At 73.1% G+C, this 20,370-nt stretch carries 17 protein-coding genes; 13 read left to right on the top strand and 4 right to left on the bottom strand.

The genetic code is table 11. From position 1 onward, the window contains the following. The first annotated feature begins 31 nt into the window (after positions 1-31). Together polA and ABD324_RS04825 are read left to right on the top strand one after the other, a co-directional pair. Positions 32-2,812 carry a DNA polymerase I gene (gene polA / locus ABD324_RS04830; protein ID WP_344412739.1) on the top strand — a complete coding sequence of 927 codons (2,781 nt, stop codon included), beginning with the start codon at positions 32-34 and terminating at the stop codon, positions 2,810-2,812. A 287-nt stretch (positions 2,813-3,099) separates the two neighbouring features. Further along, the gene (locus ABD324_RS04825; RefSeq protein ID WP_344412737.1) at positions 3,100-3,687 is read left to right on the top strand and encodes a P-loop NTPase family protein; all 588 of its coding nucleotides are present in this window, start codon (positions 3,100-3,102) and stop codon (positions 3,685-3,687) included. A 233-nt stretch (positions 3,688-3,920) separates the two neighbouring features. Here the strand turns inward: ABD324_RS04825 and ABD324_RS04820 are convergent, their stop codons facing one another. Together ABD324_RS04820 and ABD324_RS04815 are read right to left on the bottom strand one after the other, a co-directional pair. Continuing rightward, positions 3,921-4,259 carry an MOSC domain-containing protein gene (locus tag ABD324_RS04820; RefSeq protein WP_344412735.1) on the bottom strand — a complete coding sequence of 113 codons (339 nt, stop codon included), beginning with the start codon at positions 4,257-4,259 and terminating at the stop codon, positions 3,921-3,923. Between the two features lie 225 nt (positions 4,260-4,484). After that, positions 4,485-5,273 (bottom strand): ArsR/SmtB family transcription factor, encoded by a 789-nt coding sequence (locus tag ABD324_RS04815; RefSeq protein WP_344412733.1) that lies wholly within the window; start codon positions 5,271-5,273, stop codon positions 4,485-4,487. Positions 5,274-5,390: 117 nt separating this feature from the next. Between ABD324_RS04815 and ruvC the strand changes: the two genes are divergently transcribed. The 8 genes from ruvC to ABD324_RS04775 all read left to right on the top strand — a co-directional run bounded on the left by ruvC (position 5,391) and on the right by ABD324_RS04775 (position 14,943). Next, complete coding sequence (ruvC, locus tag ABD324_RS04810) at positions 5,391-6,023, top strand: crossover junction endodeoxyribonuclease RuvC (RefSeq protein WP_344412731.1); 633 nt, start codon at positions 5,391-5,393, stop codon at positions 6,021-6,023. A 238-nt stretch (positions 6,024-6,261) separates the two neighbouring features. Then, complete coding sequence (ruvA, locus tag ABD324_RS04805) at positions 6,262-6,870, top strand: Holliday junction branch migration protein RuvA (protein WP_344412729.1); 609 nt, start codon at positions 6,262-6,264, stop codon at positions 6,868-6,870. 192 nt (positions 6,871-7,062) lie between these two features. Beyond that, on the top strand, positions 7,063-8,100 hold the full coding sequence (gene ruvB / locus ABD324_RS04800) for a Holliday junction branch migration DNA helicase RuvB (protein ID WP_344412727.1): 1,038 nt from the start codon (positions 7,063-7,065) through the stop codon (positions 8,098-8,100). A gap of 133 nt (positions 8,101-8,233) precedes the next feature. After that, a complete protein-coding gene (yajC, locus tag ABD324_RS04795; protein ID WP_344412725.1) occupies positions 8,234-8,722 on the top strand; it encodes a preprotein translocase subunit YajC in 489 nt (162 codons plus the stop codon). Between the two features lie 140 nt (positions 8,723-8,862). Then, the gene (gene secD / locus ABD324_RS04790) at positions 8,863-10,686 is read left to right on the top strand and encodes a protein translocase subunit SecD (RefSeq protein ID WP_344412723.1); all 1,824 of its coding nucleotides are present in this window, start codon (positions 8,863-8,865) and stop codon (positions 10,684-10,686) included. Continuing rightward, positions 10,683-11,924: a protein translocase subunit SecF gene (gene secF, locus ABD324_RS04785; protein ID WP_344412721.1), complete on the top strand. Its 1,242-nt coding sequence runs from the start codon at positions 10,683-10,685 to the stop codon at positions 11,922-11,924. Before secD ends, secF begins: the two co-directional genes overlap by 4 nt. Beyond that, positions 11,921-12,481 (top strand): adenine phosphoribosyltransferase, encoded by a 561-nt coding sequence (locus ABD324_RS04780; RefSeq protein ID WP_425565728.1) that lies wholly within the window; start codon positions 11,921-11,923, stop codon positions 12,479-12,481. Before secF ends, ABD324_RS04780 begins: the two co-directional genes overlap by 4 nt. A 65-nt stretch (positions 12,482-12,546) precedes the next feature. Next, complete coding sequence (locus tag ABD324_RS04775) at positions 12,547-14,943, top strand: RelA/SpoT family protein (RefSeq protein ID WP_344412719.1); 2,397 nt, start codon at positions 12,547-12,549, stop codon at positions 14,941-14,943. Between the two features lie 47 nt (positions 14,944-14,990). On the opposite strand, the gene ABD324_RS04770 is transcribed toward ABD324_RS04775, so the two are convergent. Next, on the bottom strand, positions 14,991-15,818 hold the full coding sequence (locus ABD324_RS04770) for a peptidylprolyl isomerase (protein ID WP_344412717.1): 828 nt from the start codon (positions 15,816-15,818) through the stop codon (positions 14,991-14,993). A gap of 92 nt (positions 15,819-15,910) precedes the next feature. Here ABD324_RS04770 and ABD324_RS04765 point away from each other — a divergent pair, with 92 nt between their 5' ends. The 3 genes from ABD324_RS04765 (at position 15,911) to ABD324_RS04755 (ending at position 18,636) form a co-directional block, all read left to right on the top strand. Beyond that, positions 15,911-16,585, top strand: coding sequence for an MBL fold metallo-hydrolase (locus ABD324_RS04765; RefSeq protein WP_344412715.1), 675 nt, complete (start codon positions 15,911-15,913; stop codon positions 16,583-16,585). A 17-nt stretch (positions 16,586-16,602) separates the two neighbouring features. Next, entirely contained in the window at positions 16,603-17,856 is a 1,254-nt protein-coding gene (gene hisS, locus ABD324_RS04760; RefSeq protein WP_344413427.1) for a histidine--tRNA ligase, read from the top strand. Between the two features lie 120 nt (positions 17,857-17,976). Beyond that, the gene (locus ABD324_RS04755) at positions 17,977-18,636 is read left to right on the top strand and encodes a class I SAM-dependent methyltransferase (RefSeq protein WP_344412713.1); all 660 of its coding nucleotides are present in this window, start codon (positions 17,977-17,979) and stop codon (positions 18,634-18,636) included. Positions 18,637-18,754: 118 nt separating this feature from the next. Here ABD324_RS04755 and ABD324_RS04750 read toward each other — a convergent pair whose 3' ends face one another. Beyond that, entirely contained in the window at positions 18,755-20,071 is a 1,317-nt protein-coding gene (locus ABD324_RS04750) for a YibE/F family protein (protein WP_344412711.1), read from the bottom strand. Positions 20,072-20,370 lie beyond the last annotated feature (299 nt).

The raw sequence follows: 20,370 nt of genomic DNA, 5'->3' as shown, positions 1-20,370 counted from the left end.
ACTGTCGGGGGTCGGTCCTAGACTCCGCCCCGTGAGTGCGCCTGCGAAGACCGACACCAAGCGACTGCTGCTCCTCGACGGGCACTCGTTGGCCTACCGGGCCTTCTTCGCCCTGCCCGCGGAGAACTTCCGCACCGGCACGGGGCAGACCACGAACGCGGTCTACGGCTTCACGTCCATGCTGATCAACCAGCTGCGGGACGAGCAGCCGACGCACCTCGCCGTGGCGTTCGACGTCTCCCGCAAGACGTTCCGGTCGGAGCGGTACGCGGAGTACAAGGCGAACCGCACGACCACGCCGGACGACTTCCGCGGCCAGGTGGACCTGATCAAGGAGGTCCTGGGCGCGCTGAACATCCCGGTCTTCGCGGTCGACGGCTTCGAGGCGGACGACATCATCGCCACGCTCGCCACGGCGGCCGAGGCCGAGGGGTACGACGTCCTGATCACCACCGGGGACCGGGACGCGTTCCAGCTGGTCACCGGCCAGGTCACGGTGCTGTACCCGAAGCGTGGGGTCTCCGACCTCGCGCGGATCGACCCGGCGGAGGTCGATAAGCGCTACGGCCTCACCCCCACCCAGTACCCGGACTTCGCGGCCCTGCGCGGGGACCCCAGCGACAACCTGCCGAACATCCCCGGCGTCGGGGAGAAGACGGCGGCGAAGTGGGTCCGCGAGTTCGGCTCGCTCGGCGAGCTGACCGACCGGGTCGACGAGGTGAAGGGCAAGGCGGGGGACGCGCTGCGCGCCCACCTGGCCGGCGTCCTGATGAACCGGCAGCTCACCGAGCTGGTGCGGGACGTCCCGCTCGACACCGTGCCCGCCGAGCTGGAGGTGCGGGCCTGGGACCGGGACGCCGTGCACCGGCTGTTCGACGAGCTGGAGTTCCGGGTGCTGCGCGAGCGCCTGTTCGCCACGCTGCAGAGCGTCGAACCGGAGGCCGAGTCGGGCTTCGACCTGCAGGGCAGTGTGATCGAGCCGGGGGCGCTCGGGGCCTGGCTGGAGCGGCACGCCCATGACGGGCGCCGGGTCGGCGTCGCGTTCTCGGGCGTCACCGGCGGGATCACCGAGCGGGACTTCACGGGCATCGCGTTCGCGACCGGGGAGCCGTCGCTGGAGGACCGGGCCGCCGGGGCCGAGCCGGGCGTGCCGGTGGCCGGGTACGTCGACGTCCGGACGCTGCTGCCGGAGGACGAGAAGGCCCTCGGGGCGTGGCTGGCCGATCCGGCGGTGCCCAAGGCGTCGCACGACGTGAAGGCCGTGCTGCACGCGCTGCGCGGCCGCGGCTGGACGCTCGAGGGGCTGACCAGCGACACCGCGCTCGCGGCCTACCTCGCCCGGCCGGGCCAGCGCTCGTTCGACCTCGCGGATCTCGCGCTGCGCTACCTGCGCCGCGAGCTCGCGATCGAGGGCACCGAGGGCGACGGGCAGCTCTCGCTGCTCGGCGCCGCCGATGTGCTCTCCGCCGACGCTCCGAGCGGTGAGGAGGAGGCGGACAAGCAGCTCGCGGACGGCGAGATGGTGTCCGCGTCGGCGGTCGCCGAGCTGGCCGACGCGCTGGGCGCCGAGCTCGCCGAGAAGGAGCAGACCCGGCTCCTCCTCGAGCTGGAGCAGCCGCTGGCGTTCGTGCTGGCGGACCTGGAGGCCGCCGGCATCGCGGTCGACCAGGCACACCTCTCGCGCCTGGAGGAGGAGTTCGCCACCCAGGTGCGGGACGCCGCGGAGGCCGCCTACGGGGTGATCGGCAAGGAGATCAACCTCGGCTCGCCCAAGCAGCTGCAGGTCGTGCTGTTCGACGAGCTGTCCATGCCGAAGACCAAGCGCACCAAGACCGGCTACACCACGGACGCGGATGCGCTGCAGAGCCTGTTCGAGCAGACCGAGCACCCGTTCCTGCTGCACCTGCTGCAGCACCGGGACGCCACCCGGCTCAAGGTCACGGTCGACGGGCTGCTCAAGTCCATCGCCGCGGACGGCCGGATCCACACCACGTACTCGCAGACGATCGCGGCCACCGGGCGGCTGTCGTCCACCGACCCGAACCTGCAGAACGTGCCCATCCGCACGGCGGCCGGGCGCCGGATCCGCGAGACGTTCGTGGTCGGCGCGGGCTACGCCGAGCTCATGACCGCGGACTACTCGCAGATCGAGATGCGGATCATGGCGCACCTCTCGGAGGACGCGGCGCTCATCGAGGCGTTCAACTCTGCTCGCGACTTCCACTCGGAGACCGCGTCGAAGGTCTTCGGCGTCGACGCGTCCGAGGTCACGCCCGAGCAGCGCGCCAAGATCAAGGCGATGAACTACGGCCTGGCCTACGGGCTGTCGGCGTTCGGGCTGTCCGGGCAGCTGCGCATCTCCACGGAGGAGGCGCGCGGGCTGATGGACGGCTACTTCGAGACCTTCGGCGGGGTGCGGGACTACCTGCGCTCGATCGTCGACGTCGCCCGCAAGGACGGCTACACCGCCACCATGCTGGGCCGGCGCCGCTACCTGCCGGACCTCACCAGCGACAACCGCCAGCGCCGCGAGATGGCCGAGCGGATGGCGCTCAACGCCCCGATCCAGGGCAGCGCGGCGGACATCATCAAGGTCGCGATGCTGGGGGTGCACCGGGCGCTGGCGAAGGAGGGCCTCCGCAGCCGGGTCCTGCTCCAGGTCCACGACGAGCTGGTGCTCGAGGTGGCGGAGGGGGAGCGCCCGCAGGTGGAGACCCTGGTGCGGCGCGAGATGGCGGCGGCCGAGGACCTCTCGGTGCCGCTCGAGGTGTCGGTGGGCTACGGCCGGAGCTGGGACCAGGCGGCGCACTAACCCCACCCGCGCTCCCTCCGGGTGATCATCAGGACCCCACCGTCGGACGATCATGAAGAATCTGCGGTCCCGCGGGGTCGGCCACCGGCTCGCCGTGGTGATCATCAGGACCTGGCGGTCATGCGGGGCCGCTCGCCGGCCCGCCCGGGTGATCATCCGGGCGTGATCGTCGGAGGATCATGAAATATCGGCACCCGAGCCCTGATGATCACCACTGGGCGTGATCACGAGGACCTGGGCGTCGAAAACGGGGTGATCAGGGACGGGTGTGCAGGCAGGATGGCGCGGTGACCGTCGCCGGCGCCGGGCTGCTCGGGCCCGCGGACTCACTGCCCTGCACGCCTCGGCGGATCCTGCTCGCCGGGGCCTCCGGGGCGGGGAAGACCACCCTCGGGCAGGCGCTGTCGGCGCTCACGGGGATCCGGTACGTCGGGCTCGACGCGTTGTACCACGGCCCGAACTGGACCCAGCGGCCCGAGTTCGAGGCCGACGTGAAGGCGATCGCGGGGACCGACGCGTGGATCACGGAGTTCGGCTACGGCCGCGCCCGCCCGCACGTCGGTCCCCGCGCCGAGCTGCTGGTCTGGCTCGACCTGCCGCGCTGGCGGGTGATGACGCAGGTCGTCCCGCGCACCGTGCGCCGTCGGCTCAGGCGCGAGGAGCTGTGGAACGGCAACGTCGAGCAGGCCTTCCACACGATCTTCACCGATCCGGAGCACATCGTGCGCTGGGCCTGGACCACCCACGGCAAGACCGCGGTCCGGGTCGGGCAGATGAGGGTGCAGCGTCCGGAGCTCCCGGTCGTGCGCCTGCGCAGCCGCCGCGACGTCACGACCTGGCTCGCCGGTCCGGCCCGGACCCTCGGCCCCGCATGATCACCGTTTCGGACTCATCGCGGCCGTATCCGGCGCCGATGTCGCCGAATCGGTGATCATGATGGGGAGACCACCTCGGCGTGCCCCGGTCGGACCTGCCCCGGTCGGTCCGGCGAGGGAGCTCGCCCCGGGGTGACGCGGCTCGGCGTCATCGGCGCCGTGTCGGGTCGCGACGGGGGCGGTCGTCCTCGGACGAATCGGCGTGGCCCCGCGCTGACGGACCAGGTCAGTGATCACGCGGTCTCGGCGGCGCGGTCCACGGTGAAGGTGACGGGGCCGCGGCGCAGGACCCCGTCGGTCAGTGGTGTGCAGCGGATCCCGCCTCGGCGCCGCAGGGCGCGGAAGGCGCCCGGGGCGAGCACCACGTCCATCCAGCGGCACGGGTTCGCGGCGCGGGTGGCGCGGAACCGGACCGGACCGTCGCCGCTGTCGAGCGTGAACTCGCTGCCGACCAGGGTGTCCACCTCGGCCCCGCGGAGCACGATCGTCCGCCTGGTGAGTGCCGGGTCCAGCGGTCCGGCACCGAGCTCGGCGGCCACCGCGTCGAGGGACTCGGCGGCGATCACGGTCACCGGGGCACCGCGGTGCGCGGGGTGGGCGTAGTACCGGTCGCCGACGACCCCGAGCTCCGCGCGCAGCGTGATGGAACCCCGCCGGGGGTCCTGCGGATCGGGCCGCGGGCCGTCGCCCGGCCGCCCCTCGAAGCGTGCACCGGGGACGCGACGAGCTCGACGATCTCGACCGGGACCACGAGCACGATGATGCCCTGGTCCCGGGGTCATGCCCGTCGCGGTCCGTCAGAGGTCGCCGGTCTCCAGCAGGGTCTTCAGGTCCGCGAGGATCCGTGGCCAGCCCTGGGACACCATCCCCACCACCGTGCTGTCCTGCCGGTCGGCGGAGTGCACCACGGTCAGCTTGATCGCGTCCCCCTCCGGCGAGATGTCGAACGACACCCGCGAGCGCGGCTCGTCGACCAGCTCCGCCACGGTCTCGTCGTCGACTCCCGCCGCCTTCGCCCACTCGTCGGAGAAGGTGTGCCAGGTGTAGGCGAGCCGTCGCGGACGGTCGGCCTCCAGCACGACCTGCTCCGGATCGGAGACGGCCCGCCCGTTCTCCTCCCAGGTCATCGGTGCTCCCACGGTCCAGTCCGTGGTGAACGCGACGCCCCAGTAGCGGCGGGTGAAGTCCGGGTCGGTCAGGGCGTCCCAGAGCTTCTCGGGGGTGGTCCGGACGTAGGTGGTGTACACGAACTCGGCGGTCACGGCGTCCTCCAACGCGGTCGTGAGCTCGGTCAGCGCGCGGACCCGGGGGCGGGCGAAGCGGCCGATCCAGCGGTCGGTCAGGCGGTCGATCGGGCCGGCGTCGAGGTGGTGGAGCTTTTCCCGGCCCCGGCGCAGGGTGGTGACCAGGCCGGCGGCCTCCAGCACGGCGAGGTGCTTGGTGAGCGCCTGCCGGGTGAGGCCCGAACCGTCGGTCAGCTCGCGCAGGGTCTGGCCGCTGCGCTCGTGGAGCCGGTCGAGCAGCGCGCGCCGGTGCGGGTCGGCGAGCGCCCGGAAGACGTCCGCGTCCCCGATCGGCAACTCCATGGTTGCCTTTTATAGGCAACCCAGAGGTTGCCTGTCAAGCGCCCGGATCGGGCGGCGCGCCGACCCGGGGTCCGATGCGCTCCGCGGGTAGCGTCCCCCGCGACGAGGGGAGTGCGCGTGCGGGTGCTCGGTGTCGACCCGGGCCTGACCCGGTGCGGCCTCGGTGTAGTCGACGGGACGGGCGGGCGGCAGGTCTCGTGCGTCGACGTCGGCGTGGTGCGCAGCGACGTCGACCTGCCCGTGGACCGGCGGCTGCTGGTCGTCGCGGACGAGGTGGAGCGCTGGATCGCCCGGCACCGCCCGGACGTCGTGGCGATCGAGCGCGTGTTCGCCCAGCACAACGTGCGCACGGTGATGGGGACCGCTCAGGCCAGCGGGGTGGTCGCGCTGGTGGCGGCCCGGGCCGGGCTCCCGGTCGCGTTCCACACGCCGAGCGAGGTCAAGGCGGCCGTCACCGGTGCCGGCCGGGCGGACAAGGCCCAGGTCACGACGATGGTGACGCGCGTCCTCGGCCTGGCCGAGGCCCCGAAGCCCGCCGACGCCGCGGACGCGCTCGCCCTGGCGATCTGTCACTGCTGGCGGGCCCCGATGATGTCGCGCATGGCCGAGGCGGAGAAGCGGGCCGCGGAGATCGCGAAGGCGCACAAGGCCCGCCTCGCCGCGGCGCGCAAGGAACGCGAGGCCCGGGGCGAGCCCGAGAGCGCCGCGATGCGCGCCTACCGCGCCGCCGACGCCACCCGCCGCCCCTGACCTCCGCCACGCCCTCCCTCAACCCCTGCGAGTCGGCACTTTCGGGAGCATGAAACCCACGTTCACGACGTCTCCGGAGTACGCCGGACGCGTCGCAGATGTGTGTTTCGGCCTACCGAAAGTGCCGACTCGCGGGGGGTGGGGAGGCGGACACGCCGTCGGGGGTGGCGGGGGCGACGGGCGGGTGGCCGGTAGCCTTCGGGTCGAACTTGTGTTCGTAGGGATGTGAGGGGGAGTCGTGATCTCGTCGGTTCGGGGGCCCGTGCTGGAGATCGGGCTGGACCATGCCGTCGTCGAGGTCGGGGGGGTCGGGTTCGCGGTGTTCTGCACCCCGAACACCCTCGCCGGGCTGCGGCGCGGGAACGAGGCCCGGCTGTCCACCACGCTCATCGTGCGCGAGGAGTCGCTGACTCTCTTCGGGTTCGCCGACGCGGACGAGCGGGAGCTGTTCCTGCTGCTCCAGACCGTGAGCGGGATCGGGCCGCGGCTCGCGCTGGCCACCATCGCGGTGCTGGAGCCGGACGTCCTGCGCCGCGCCCTGCACGACGGGGACCTGACGACGTTGATGCGGATCCCGGGCGTCGGCAAGAAGAGCGCGGAGCGGCTGGTCGTGGAGCTGCGGGACAAGGTACTGGTCGGCCCGGCCACGCTCCCGGCCGCCGCCGGGGCGCCCACCGCGATCTCGGGCAACGCCCGGCGCGACCAGGTGGTCGAGGCGCTGGTCGGGCTGGGGTTCACGCAGAAACCGGCCGAGCAGGCCGTCGACTCCGTGCTCGCCCAGGACCCCGCCGCCGAGCCGTCGGGCCTGCTGCGCAGTGCCCTGTCGAGCCTCGGCCGCAGCCGGTGACTCTCGCCGCCCGGTGCGGGGCCGCACGCGTCGCCACCCGGCGCCGAGATGAACCTCAGGGCGATTCCGACCATGATCGAACCGCCCTGACGTTCATCTCGGCGCCGGGCGCGGTGAGGGCGGCGCCCGGGAGCGCGGTGCCTGGGAGCGCGGTGCCTGGGAGCGCCGCACCCGGCAGCGCGGGGTGGCGCAATGGGTGAGGACGAGGTTCGGGGGGTCACCGCCGAGGTGGTGCCGGAGGATCTCGACGTCGAGAACTCCCTGCGGCCGCGGCGGCTGTCGGAGTTCGTGGGGCAGGCCCGGGTGCGGGAGCAGCTCGAGCTGGTGCTCGAGGGCGCGCGCCGGCGCGGCGACCCGCCCGACCACATCCTGCTCTCCGGGCCGCCCGGGCTCGGCAAGACCAGCCTGAGCATGATCGTCGCGGCCGAGATGGGGGCCGCGATCCGGCTGACCAGCGGTCCGGCGCTCGAACGCGCGGGCGACCTGGCAGCGATGCTGTCGAACCTGCTCCCGGGCGACGTCCTGTTCATCGACGAGATCCACCGCATCGCCCGCCCGGCCGAGGAGATGCTGTACCTGGCGATGGAGGACTTCCGGGTCGACGTCGTCGTCGGCAAGGGGCCGGGGGCCACGTCGATCCCGCTGGACATCGCGCCGTTCACGCTGGTCGGGGCCACCACGCGGGCCGGCTCGCTCACCGGGCCGCTGCGCGACCGCTTCGGGTTCACCGGGCACATGGAGTTCTACGAGCCGCACGAGCTGGAGCGGGTCCTGACCCGGGCGGCCCTCATCCTGGGCGTCGACCTGCACCCCGACGGGGCCGAGGAGATCGCCGGCCGCTCGCGCGGCACGCCCCGGATCGCGAACCGGCTGCTGCGCCGGGTGCGGGACTTCGCGGAGGTCCGGGCGGACGGTGCGGTGACCCGCGCGGTGGCCCGGGACGCGCTCGAGGTCTACGACGTGGACGAGCTCGGCCTGGACCGCCTCGACCGCGCGGTGCTGCGTGCCCTGGTGCAGACCTTCGGGGGAGGCCCGGTCGGCGTGTCGACGTTGGCTGTCGCGGTGGGCGAGGAACCGGGTACCGTCGAGGAGGTCTGCGAGCCCTACCTGGTGCGGGCGGGGATGCTGGCCCGGACGCCGCGCGGTCGTGTCGCCACGCCTGCGGCCTGGAGCCATCTCGGCCTGCGCCCGCCCGAGGAGTCCGGCGGCGGGGCGCCGCCGCTCTTCTAGGGGCGGGCTCGCGGAGAAACCGCACGTCACGGGGGCGTCACGAAGCCGGGTCGACCGACCGGGTATCGGGCCCGAATGGCACACTCGGCCCTCCGACGTGCCCGGAGATACGGAGAAACGCGACATCATGGACATGACCCTGCTGTTCCCGATCCTCATCCTGCTGCTCTTCATCCCGATCTTCCTGTCGGGGCGGAAGCAGAAGCGCCAGGTGGCCGAGCAGCAGCAGATGCAGAACGCGCTGTCGGTCGGGGACGTCGTCACGACGACCTCCGGCCTGCGCGGCACGATCACGGACGTCTCGTACGAGGACACCATCGACCTCGAGATCGCTGACGGCGTGGTGACCACCTGGCTGCGGGCGGCCGTGCGCGAGAAGGTCGCCACGGACGACGCCGTGCTCGCCGAGGACCACACCGACGAGCACGCCGACGACGCGTCCCCCTCGGCCCTGCCGAGCACGAACGGCAGCGCCAACGGGAGCACCAACGGCAGCACCAACGGGACGGCCACCAACGGCAGCTCCGCGGCCACCGGTTCCGCCCAGGACGCCGTGGTGGAGCCCGCCTCCGGGACCACCACCGAGTCCGGCACCGGCACCACCGCCGACGACAAGAAGTAGGCGCACTACACGCCAGGACCGACGGGGTCAACGGGTGCCGGGGGGCGCTCGGTAGCATCGCCGACGGTCCTGCGGCGCCGGTCGGCTGTCGCGGGCGGCGCAGGCCGGTGACGGCAGTTCGGCAGTAGGAGTCAACACACGTGGCAACGACCCCGGGGCGTATCCGCCCCTGGCGGTACCTGGCAGGGTTCGCCGGCATCGTGGTCGTCCTCTACGCCCTCGTGGCGTTCACAGGGGACCGGTCCTTCGCGCCGAAGCTGGGGATCGACCTCCAGGGTGGGACCCGGGTGACGCTCACGGCGCGCACCCCGGACGGCGCGGTCCCCCCGAGGGACCAGCTGGTGCAGGCCCAGCAGATCATCGAGCAGCGCGTGAACGGGCTCGGTGTCAGCGGGGCCGAGGTCGTGCTCGACGGCAACAACATCACCATCACGGTGCCCGGTGACGGCGGCGAGCAGGCGCGGTCGCTCGGGCAGACCGCGCAGCTGCGCATCCGCCCGGTGGCGACCGACGGCAGCGGCAACCCGATGGTGATCAACGCGAGCCCCGCCGGTCAGCCGGCCGCGGGGGGTTCCACCGCTCCGGCGCCCAGCACGGCTCCCGCTCCGGCGAGCACCCCGCCGAGCGGGGCGAGCCAGCCGCAGGGCCTGGGGGACGGGACCGTCGAACGGGCCGTCCAGCCGGTCTCCTACAGCACGGCGCTCCCGGCCCAGGCGCCCACGCCGACCCCGGCCCCACCGGCCGCGGGGAACGGCTCGGTCGACCCGGCCAAGGCCGCCGCCATCGCGCAGGCGAAGGCGACCCGGCAGAGCCAGGACCCGACCACCCTCCAGCAGGCGCTGGTCGCGCTCGACTGCACCGCACCGGACCCGTTGCAGGGCAACGACGACCCGGCGCTGCCCCTGGTGGCGTGCGACCAGACGAAGGCCGCCAAGTACATCCTGCTGCCGGTCGTCGGCTACAACGAGGACGGGACGCTCCCGCAGGGCGTCACACCGCTCAACGGCACCGAGATCGACAGCGCCCAGGCCCAGCAGAACCCGCAGGGCGTCGGGTTCGTGGTGAACCTGACCTTCAAGTCGGGCGGCGCCGCGACCTGGGGCACCTACACCGCCGCGCACGTCGGCCAGCAGGCCGCGTTCGTGCTGGACGGGGAGGTCGTGTCCGCCCCGACGATCCAGGGCGCGCTCTACGGCGCCACCCAGGTCTCGGGCAACTTCAACCAGGAGTCGGCGCAGAACCTGGCCAGCATCCTGCGGTACGGCTCGCTGCCGCTGTCCTTCGAGTCCTCGGACGCGCAGACGGTCTCGGCGACCCTGGGCCTCGCCTCGCTCGAGGCGGGCCTGATCGCCGGTGCCATCGGCCTGGTGCTGGTGTTCGTCTACTGCCTGTTCTACTACCGGATCCTGGGCATCCTCACGATCCTGTCGCTGGTGCTGTCCGGCGCCGTCGTCTACGCGGTGCTGGTGCTGCTCGGGCGCTGGATCGGGTTCACCCTCGACCTCGCCGGCGTCGCCGGGTTCATCGTGGCCATCGGCATCACGGCGGACTCGTTCGTCATCTTCTTCGAGAGACTCAAGGACGAGGTCCGCGAGGGCCGGTCGTTCCGCTCGGCCGTGCCGCGGGCGTGGGTCCGCGCGCGGCGCACGATCCTCACCGCGGACGCGGTCAGCTTCCTGGCCGCCGCGGTGCTCTACATCCTCGCCGTCGGCCAGGTGAAGGGCTTCGCGTTCACCCTCGGCATGTCCACGGTCCTCGACCTCGTCGTCGTGTTCCTGGTGACGCACCCGCTGGTCGCGCTCGCGTCGAACTCCAGGGTGTTCGGCAGCCCGGCCTTCTCCGGCCTGGGGGCCGTGGCGAGGATCGGGACCCAACGACGACGGCAACCGGCCGAGAAGGGTTCGACGGTCGGCTCCGCGAGCTCCGCCTCCGCCTCCGGCACGAGCAAGGGAGCGGGCGAATGAGCGCCCCCGCGAGGACCGAGAAGCCCCGGAAGGACAAGCGCAGCGTCTTCACCCGGCTCTACTCGGGGACCGGCGCGTTCGACGTCGTCGGCCGCCGCAAGACCTGGTACATCGCGTTCGGCCTGCTCGTCCTGGTCAGCGTCCTGTCCATCGCCATCCGCGGCTTCAACCTCGGCATCGACTTCACCGGCGGCTCGCAGCTGCAGATGCCGGCGGCGGGCGCCAAGGGGACGATCACCAGCCAGCAGGCCGAGGACGTCTACAAGAGCACCCTGAACATGGACCCGGCCTCGGTGCAGTCGGCGGGCTCGGGGAACTCGGCCACGATCCTGATCCGGTCGGAGGCCCTCGACGCGACCCAGCTCGCGTCGCTCAAGGACGCCCTGTTCGCCCAGCTCCAGCCGCTCGACGGGCAGGGCAAGCCGTCCGAGGCGGTGATCAGCGACAGCGCCGTCAGCGGCACCTGGGGCGGCGAGATCACCCGGCAGGCGCTGATCGCGCTCGCCGTGTTCCTCGTGCTGGTCACGATCTTCCTGGCGCTCTACTTCGAACGCTCGATGGCCGTCGCGGCCCTGGTCGCGCTGGTGCACGACGTCGTGGTCACGGCGGGCATCTACTCGCTCATCGGCTTCGAGGTCACCCCGTCCACCGTCATCGGCCTGCTCACGATCCTGGGCTTCTCGCTCTACGACACCGTCGTCGTGTTCGACAAGGTCAAGGAGAACGCCCGGGGGATCCTCAACCTGACCCGGCGCACGTACCCCGAGGTGGCGAACCTCGCCGTCAACCAGACGCTGATGCGCTCGATCAACACCTCGCTGATCGCGGTGCTGCCCGTCATCGGGCTGATGGTCGTCGGCGTCGGGCTGCTCGGCGTCGGCACGCTGGCGGACCTGGCGCTCGTCCAGCTCGTCGGCATCATCGCCGGGTCGCTGTCGTCGCTGCTGCTCGCGACGCCGATCCTGGTCGACCTGAAGATGCGGGACCCGAAGTACCGCAAGCACGCCGAGCGGGTCGCGGCCCGCCGGGCGCGCTCGGCCGTGGCCCAGGGCGCGGACTCGCCGACCGAGGAGATCGACCTCGACATGGCGGACGACGAGGCGGTGGCCCGGGAGCTGCGCAAGGAGCGGGCGCTGGCCGCGGCGGCCAGCACCCCGCAGCGGGCGCGGCCCGGGAGACCCCAGGGCAAGGCCGCCCAGGGCAGGACGGGCCGGCCCAGCGGGAAGAAGCGCCGGTGAGCGCCGCGATCAGCGACGACGCTCACGACGACGACACCGCGTACGAGCTGGAGCGGGTCCGGGACCTCGTGCGCGCGGTGCCGGACTACCCGGAGCCCGGAGTGCTGTTCCGGGACCTGACGCCCGCGCTCGCGGACGCCGAGGCGTTCGCCTCCCTGACCACCGAGCTGGCCGCTCGCGCGGGCAACGCGGACGTCGTGGCGGGCGTCGAGGCGCGCGGGTTCCTGATCGGGGCCGCGGTCGCGCTCGTCGCCGGCACCGGGGTCGTCCCGATCCGGAAGGCGGGCAAGCTGCCGGCGGTGGCCGCCTCGCGGACCTACGACCTCGAGTACGGCACGGCCACGCTCGAGCTGCCGGCGGGCACCGTGGAGCCGGGCAGCCGGGTCTTCGTGGTCGACGACGTGCTGGCGACCGGCGGGACCGCGCAGGCGGCGTGCGCGCTGCTCACCGAGGTGGGGGCGGAGATCGTCGGGTTCGGCACCGTCATCGAGCTGGCGGCGCTCGGCGGCCGCGCCCGGCTGGGTGACATCGCCGTGCACAGCCTGCTGACGTACTGACCGTCCCGCCCGCGGCGAGGGTTATCCTCCCGTGGGTGGACATTCACGATGGAGGCGGCGGGCCCGTGACCGACGTCCGACACGAGGCGTCCACGGCGAGCGAGGCCCGCCCCGCACCCGCTGAGCAGGCCGAACAGCCGCCGGTACGGCCGCGCACCCCGGAACCGGCCGCGCACGACCCCGCCCGCCCGTCGGCCACCCGGCGCGTCCGGGCCCGGATCGCGCGGCGGATGACGCCCCAGCGCGTCGCGATCGTCAAACCGGTCCTCGAGCCGCTGGCGACCGTGCACCGCCGCCTGCACCCCAAGGCCGACCTGGTGCTGCTGCAGCGCGCCTACGACGTGGCCGAGGACAAGCACGCCGGGCAGAAGCGCAAGTCCGGGGACCCGTACATCACGCACCCCCTGGCCGTCTCCACCATCCTCGCCGAGCTCGGCATGGACACGACGACGCTGGTCGCGGCCCTGCTGCACGACACCGTCGAGGACACGGACTACTCGCTCGAGCGGCTGCGGACCGACTTCGGCGACGAGGTGGCGCACCTGGTCGACGGCGTGACGAAGCTGGACAAGGTCGAGTTCGGCACCGCGGCCGAGGCCGAGACGATCCGCAAGATGGTCGTCGCCATGGCCCGGGACCCCCGGGTCCTGGTGATCAAGCTGTCGGACCGGCTGCACAACATGCGCACCATGCGCTTCCTGCCGCCCGAGAAGCAGGCGAAGAAGGCCCGCGAGACCCTCGAGGTGATGGCGCCGCTGGCGCACCGCCTGGGCATGGCCACGGTGAAGTGGGAGCTGGAGGACCTGTCCTTCGCGATCCTGCACCCGAAGAAGTACGAGGAGATCGTCCGCCTCGTCGCCACCCGCGCGCCGTCCCGGGACACCTACCTCAAGCAGGTCATCGACGAGATCACCCGCCAGCTGGAGTCCGCGCGGGTGCAGGGGCGCGTCGAGGGCCGACCGAAGCACTACTACTCGATCTACCGCAAGATGATCGTCAAGGGGCGCGAGTTCGACGACATCCACGATCTCGTCGGCGTGCGGGTGCTGGTCGACGAGGTGCGGGACTGCTACGCCGCCATGGGCATCGTGCACGCGCTGTGGCAGCCCATGCCCGGCCGGTTCAAGGACTACATCGCGCAGCCGCGCTTCGGCGTGTACCAGTCGCTGCACACCACGGTGATCGGGCCGGACGGCAAGCCCCTCGAGGTGCAGATCCGCACGCAGGAGATGCACCGCACCGCCGAGTACGGCATCGCGGCCCACTGGCGGTACAAGGAGACGCGGGGCCAGAACGGGCAGGGTTCGGCCGGGGGGACCGTCGAGGTCGACGAGATGTCCTGGATGCGGCAGCTGCTCGACTGGCAGCGCGAGGCCGCGGACCCCGGGGACTTCCTGGAGTCGCTGCGCTACGACCTCGCGACCAAGGAGCTGTTCGTCTTCACGCCCAAGGGGGACGTGCAGACCCTGCCGGTCGGCTCGACCCCCGTGGACTTCGCGTACGCGGTGCACACCGAGGTCGGCAACCGCTGCATCGGTTCCCGGGTCAACGGCCGCCTGGTCGCGCTGGAGCGCACGCTCGAGTCCGGGGACGTCGTCGAGATCTTCACCTCGAAGGCCGAGGGCGCCGGGCCGTCGCGGGACTGGCTGGCCTTCGTCCAGTCGCCGCGGGCCAAGAACAAGATCAAGCAGTGGTTCGCGAAGGAGCGCCGCGAGGAGGCCATCGAGGAGGGCAAGGAGGCGATCACGCGGGAGGCCCGGCGCACGGGCATGCCGCTGCAGCGCCTGGTGTCCGCGGACTCGATGGCCGCCGTCTCCCGCGAGCTGCACTACGCCGAGATCTCCGCGCTGTACGCGGCGATCGGCGAGGGCCAGGCCAGCGCCCGCCACGTCGTCCAGCGGCTCCTGGCGCTGCTGGGCGGCATCGAGGACGCCGAGGAGGAGCTCGCCGAGCGGGCCACCCCGTCCACGGTGCGGGTCCGGCGCCCCACCGGGGACGCCGGCGTCGTCCTGCAGGGCGAGGACGGCAAGGTGATGGGCGACGTCTACTGCAAGCTCGCCCGCTGCTGCACGCCCGTCCCCGGGGACGAGATCCTGGGCTTCGTGACGCGCGGTGGCGCGGTCTCGGTGCACCGCACGGACTGCACGAACGCCGAGGACCTCAAGGCCCGCAGCGAGCGCCTCGTCGACGTGGCCTGGTCGGTCTCGCCGGCGTCGGTGTTCCTGGTGGCGATCCAGGTCGAGGCCCTCGACCGGCACCGGCTGCTCTCGGACGTCACCAAGGTGCTGGCGGACGAGAAGGTCAACATCCTCTCCGCCTCGGTCACGACCTCACGGGACCGGGTGGCCGTCTCCCGCTTCTCGTTCGAGATGGGGGACCCGAAGCACCTCGGCCACGTCCTGCACGCGGTGCGGAACGTGGAGGGCGTGTACGACGTGTACCGGGTCACCAGCGCGGGCTAGGAACGCCCGCCCCGGTGACCCGGCAGCTCACGCCCTGCTTCGGAGGCTCACGCCGCGACCTTCGCGCTCTGGATGGTGACGGCCGTCTTCGGCTTGCCGTCGCCCGTGCCGTTGGAGTCGTCGGTGCCGCCGGCGGCGACCTTGTCCAGGGTGGCGAGGCCGGCCGCGTCGACGGTGCCGAACACGGTGTAGTCCGGCGGGAGCGTCGAGTCCGCGTAGACCAGGAAGAACTGGCTGCCGCCCGAGTTCGGGGCCGAGGTCTTGGCCATCGCGACGGTGCCGCGCGGGTAGATCACGGTGCCCGACGAGCCTCCCGGGGCGAGGTTCTTCGGGGCCTCGTCCGCGATCGTGTACCCGGGGCCGCCCGTGCCCTGGCCCGTCGGGTCGCCGCACTGCAGCACCTTGAGGCCCTCACCCGTCGTCAGGCGGTGGCAGGGGGTGTTGTCGAAGTAGCCCTGGCCCGCCAGCGACACGAAGCTGTTGACGGTGCAGGGGGCCTGGGCGCGGTCGAGGGTGAGACCGATCGCGCCGGCCGACGTGGTCACGGAGACGGCGACCGTGCCCTGCGCGCTGATCCCGCTGGTGGGCGGCGTGTTGTTGGGCTTCGCCGCCTGGCCGGTGGTGTCGGCGGGGTACTGGCACGAGACCGTGCCGTCGGCGGCCACGCCGGTCGGTGGGGCCGCGGCGTCCGCCGTCCCGCTCGACTTCCACGGGGCCGTCGTGAGCAGCACCACAGCCACGACCACCACGACGACCGCACCCGCGGACGCGATCGTGGCGGTGCGCTTGCGCTTGCGCGCCTGCTCGGCCCGCCGCTTCTGCTGGCTGGCCAGCTTCCTCTTGGCCGCTTCCCGGCGCATCTCGTTCGTGGCCACTGTTGTCGGTCGTCCTCCCGCTCGCGGTGATCGCGCCGGAGGGTATCGACCGTTCCTGAGAGTGGCGTGTGCAGGTCAACTAGGGTGGCCGGGTGCTCGTCGCCGGCTTCCCTGCAGGAGCGTTCCAGACCAACTGCTACGTCGTGGCCCCCGCCGCCGGGGAGGCCTGCGTGGTGGTCGACCCCGGGCAGGACGCGACCGAACCCCTGGAGGCCCTGCTCGCCGAGCACCGGCTCTCCCCGGTGGCGGTCCTGCTGACCCACGGCCACTTCGACCACACCTTCAGCGTGCAGCCGGTGTGCGACGGCAACGACATCCCGGCGTGGATCCATCCGGAGGACCGCGAGATGCTCGCCGACCCGATGAAGGGCATCTCGCGGGAGTCCGCGGCCTTCTTCGGCGGCCGGCTGGAGCTGCGCGAGCCCGCCGAGGTGCGCACGCTCGACGACAAGGCCGATCTCGACCTCGCCGGACTGCGGCTGCGGGTCGACCACACACCGGGCCACACTCGCGGCTCGGTGGTGTTCACGACGACGACGGAGGACGGGACCGAGGTGATCCTCGCGGGGGACACGCTGTTCGCGGGCTCGATCGGGCGGACGGACCTGCCCGGCGGCTCGCACGAGCAGCTGCTGGAGAGCATCCGGGAGCGGTTGATGGGCCGCGCCGACACGGGCGTGGTGCTGCCGGGCCACGGCCCGACCACGACGATCGGGCGGGAGCGGGCGTCGAACCCGTTCCTGCGGAACACGGGGCCGGGGCTGTGACGACCGTGAGCGAGAAGATCACCGCCTTCGCCGCGCCGAAGGGGATCCCCGAGTACTACGAGCCCGGGTTCACGCACGTCCGGGACACGCTGTCCACGGCCGCGGACCGGGCCGGCTACGGCTACATCGAGCTGCCGATCTTCGAGGACACCGGGCTGTACGCGCGGGGCGTCGGGGAGTCCACGGACGTCGTCTCCAAGGAGATGTACACGTTCGCGGACCGCGGTGAGCGGTCGGTGACGTTGCGGCCCGAGGGCACCGCCGGGGTCGTCCGGGCCGTGATCGAGCACAACCTGGACCGCGCCGGCCTGCCGGTCAAGCTCCGCTACGCGGGCCCGTTCTTCCGCTACGAGCGCCCGCAGGCGGGCCGGTACCGGCAGCTGCAGCAGGTGGGCGTCGAGGCCATCGGCGTGGACGATCCGGCGCTCGACGCCGAGGTCATCGCGGTCGCGGACGAGGGCTTCAAGGCGCTCGGGCTGACCGGCTACCGCCTGGAGCTGACGTCGCTGGGAGACGCGGAGTGCCGCCCGGCCTACCGCGCGCTCCTGCAGGAGTTCCTGGCGGGCCTGGACCTGGATCCCGCGACGCGGACCCGCGCGGAGATCAACCCGCTGCGGGTGCTCGACGACAAGCGGCCCGACGTGCGGAAGCAGATGGAGGGCGCGCCGCTGCTGCTCGACCACCTGTCGGAGACGTCCGCGGCGCACCACGCCGCTGTCCTCCAGCACCTCGACGACCTCGGCGTGGCCTACACCGTCAATCCGCGGATGGTGCGCGGGCTGGACTACTACACCAAGACGACCTTCGAGTTCGTGCACGACGGCCTGGGCGCCCAGTCCGGGATCGGCGGCGGCGGCCGCTACGACGGCCTGATGGAGACGCTCGGTGGCCAGGCCCTCTCGGGCGTCGGCTTCGGCATCGGGGTGGACCGCACGCTGCTGGCCTGCGCGGCCGAGGGCGTGCAGCCCTGGTCGACGGCCCGCGCCGAGGTGTTCGGGGTGCCGCTGGGGGAGGCGGCCAAGCGTCGCCTCGTCGTGATCGCCGCGGCGCTCCGCAAGGCCGGTGTCCGCGTTGACCTGTCCTACGGGGGCCGCGGCCTGAAGGGCGCCATGAAGTCCGCGGACCGCTCCGGCGCGCGGTACGCACTGGTCCTGGGGGAGCGGGACCTCGAGGCGGGCACGATCGGGGTGAAGGACCTGCAGTCCGGCGACCAGCGGGAGATCGCCCTCGACGCGGTGGTCGGGGAGCTGGTGGCCGAGCTTGCCGGCTGAGCGGCCGGCGCTCTCGTGCTGCTCGCCCTCGGCGGCGGGCCCGCGCCCCTTCGATGAGCGAGCGGCGCTCTCGTTCACACCTAGTGAGCGAGCGGGCCGTTCGCTCACGGAGGGACCGGGGTGAGCGAGGCCGATCGGGAGCGATGGGACGCCCGGCACTCGGCGGTCGGGGCGGGGGTGCCGATGCCGCCGGACGGTCTCCGCGGCCGGCTTGATCTCCTCCCCGGCGCTGACCTGCCGGGTGCCGACCGCGGCGGCGTGCCCGGTGTCGACCTGTCGGGTGTCGACCGCGGCGGCGTGCCCGACGCCGACCAGGCCGTCACGCCCAGGGCTGACCGCAGCTCCCTGCCCGCCGGCGGTCGGGCGCTCGACGTGGCCTGCGGGCGCGGTGCGGTGGCCGTGTGGCTCGCCCAGCAGGGCTTCCTGGTCGACGCCCTCGACGTGTCCCCGGCCGGCCTCGACTCGGCCCGCGACCTCGCGGACGCCGAGGGGGTCGAGGTGCGCTTCGTGGCGGCCGACCTGGACGACGGTCTCCCCGTCGACGGACCGTACGACCTGGTCGTCTGCCAGCGGTTCCGCGATCCCGTGCTCTACCCGGCCCTCGCGGCAGCCCTCGCCCCGGGCGGGCTGCTCGTGATCACGGTGCTCTCCGAGGTCGACGACGAACCGGGCCCCTTCCGCGCCGCCCCCGGCGAGCTGCGGGCGGCATTCGCCAGCCTGGAGATCCTGGCCCACGAGGAACGCAACGGCGAGGCCACGCTCCTCGCGGTGAAGCCCTGATGATCAGGGCTCGCGTTGATCACCAGGGCAGCAGTGCTGTCACAGCTCGATCGTCGAGCGCTGGGGTCCTGATGACCAGCGTCGGGGGTGATCACCAGGACAGCAGCGCGTCAGGGCGTCAGGGCCGCTCGCGGCTCGCGACGACGGCGGCCAGGGCGGTGGTGATGGGCACCGCGGCGACGAGGCCGATACTGCCGACCAGCGTCCGGACGATCTCCGTCGCGACATCCTGCGAGGTCAGGACGTCGGCGGGGCCCTGGCCGGTCACCGTGAACAGCAGCATCAGGGGCAGGGCCGCGCCCGCGTAGGCGAGGACGAGCGTGTTCACCGCGGACGAGACGTGGTCGCGCCCGATCCGCATGCCCGCCGCGAACAGCTCCCGGGCGCCGAGCGCCGGATTGGCGGCGCGGAGCTCCCAGACGGCGCTGGTCTGCGTGACCGTCACGTCGTCGAGCACCCCGAGCGCGCCGATCACCATGCCCGCCAGCAGCAGGCCACGGGCGTCGACGGGGGCGCCGAGCGCCGCGATCAGGCTCGACGTCGTGTCGTCGAGACCGGTGAGCCGGGTGGCCGCGCCGAACACGGTGCTGAGCAGCGCGATCAGCAGGAGGGACACGAGGGTGCCCAGGACCGCCGTGGAGGTGCGGGCCGACGGACCGTGGGTCAGGTACAGCACCACGAACATGATCAGGCAGGCGCCGACCACCGCGACCCACACCGGGCTCGAGCCCGCGAGGATCGCCGGCAGCACGAACAGCACCAGGACGACGAGGCTCGCCCCGAGCGCGACCAGGGCCGCGAGTCCTCGCCAGCGGCCCAGCACCAGCACGGCGGCGGCGAACGCGATGCCCAGCCACACGAGCGGCGTGCCGCGCTGGAACTCCACCACCTGGTAGGAGCCCGGATCGGCGGGGTCCGCCCCGGACCACGCCACCCGCACGCGGTCGCCGACCGCGAACCGCGGCGTCGACGGCTCCACGGGCACGATCTGCACGAGATCGCGGCCGGGGAGCGGGCCGTCGTCCATGTGCAGGGTCAGGCCGGCGCACGCCTTGTCCCCGGAGCCCGGGGTGCAGTCCGCGGCCTGGGCGGCGATCACCTCGGCGTCCACCAGCTGCTGGACGGGCTGGCTGGTGTGGGGGAGCGCACCGTGCGGCCAGAACAGCACGAGCCCGACGAGGGTCGCGAGGGCGGCGGGGACGAGCAGGGCGGCCAGCAGGAGCCGGGCGCGGCGGCCGGCCGGGGTGGCGGGCCCGTGCCCGTGGCCGTGCCCGGTCGCCGAGGCCGGTCGTGGGGATGCGCCGTCCTCGACGGGTAGCCCGGCCGCAGCTCCGGCGAGGTCGTGCCCGGGCTCGACCGGCGGTCGCGGGCCCTGCTCGGCGGCTGGTCCGGCAGGAGCGTCGGCCGAGGTCGCCGCGTGCCGCCCGACCGCCACGGAAGGGGCGGAGCCGTCGGCAGGCCGCCGGTCGATCGGCGGCCGGGGCTCGCCCGGGCCGAACGCACGGGCTCCGACGACGGGGATGGGGATCGTGTTCGCGTCTCCCGCCGGTGGTCCGGGCGCGGGTGCCCGTCCGCGGTGACGGGGAGCGGCGGCCTCCGGCTCGCCCGCCGGCTGTCGACCGCTCGCGGCTGCTCCGTCCTGGGCCTGCCCGTCCCAGGGGGTGGTCGCACGGCGCGGCGCCCGGGGACCGTTCGGCTCGGACGGGGGCACCCCCGCATCCTGGTCGCCGCGCC

It is taken from the genome of Pseudonocardia ailaonensis (assembly GCF_039531635.1).
Taxonomy (GTDB): domain Bacteria; phylum Actinomycetota; class Actinomycetes; order Mycobacteriales; family Pseudonocardiaceae; genus Pseudonocardia; species Pseudonocardia ailaonensis.
Note: the sequence above shows the minus strand (reverse complement) of the source record. Positions and strands in the feature narration are given on the sequence as shown.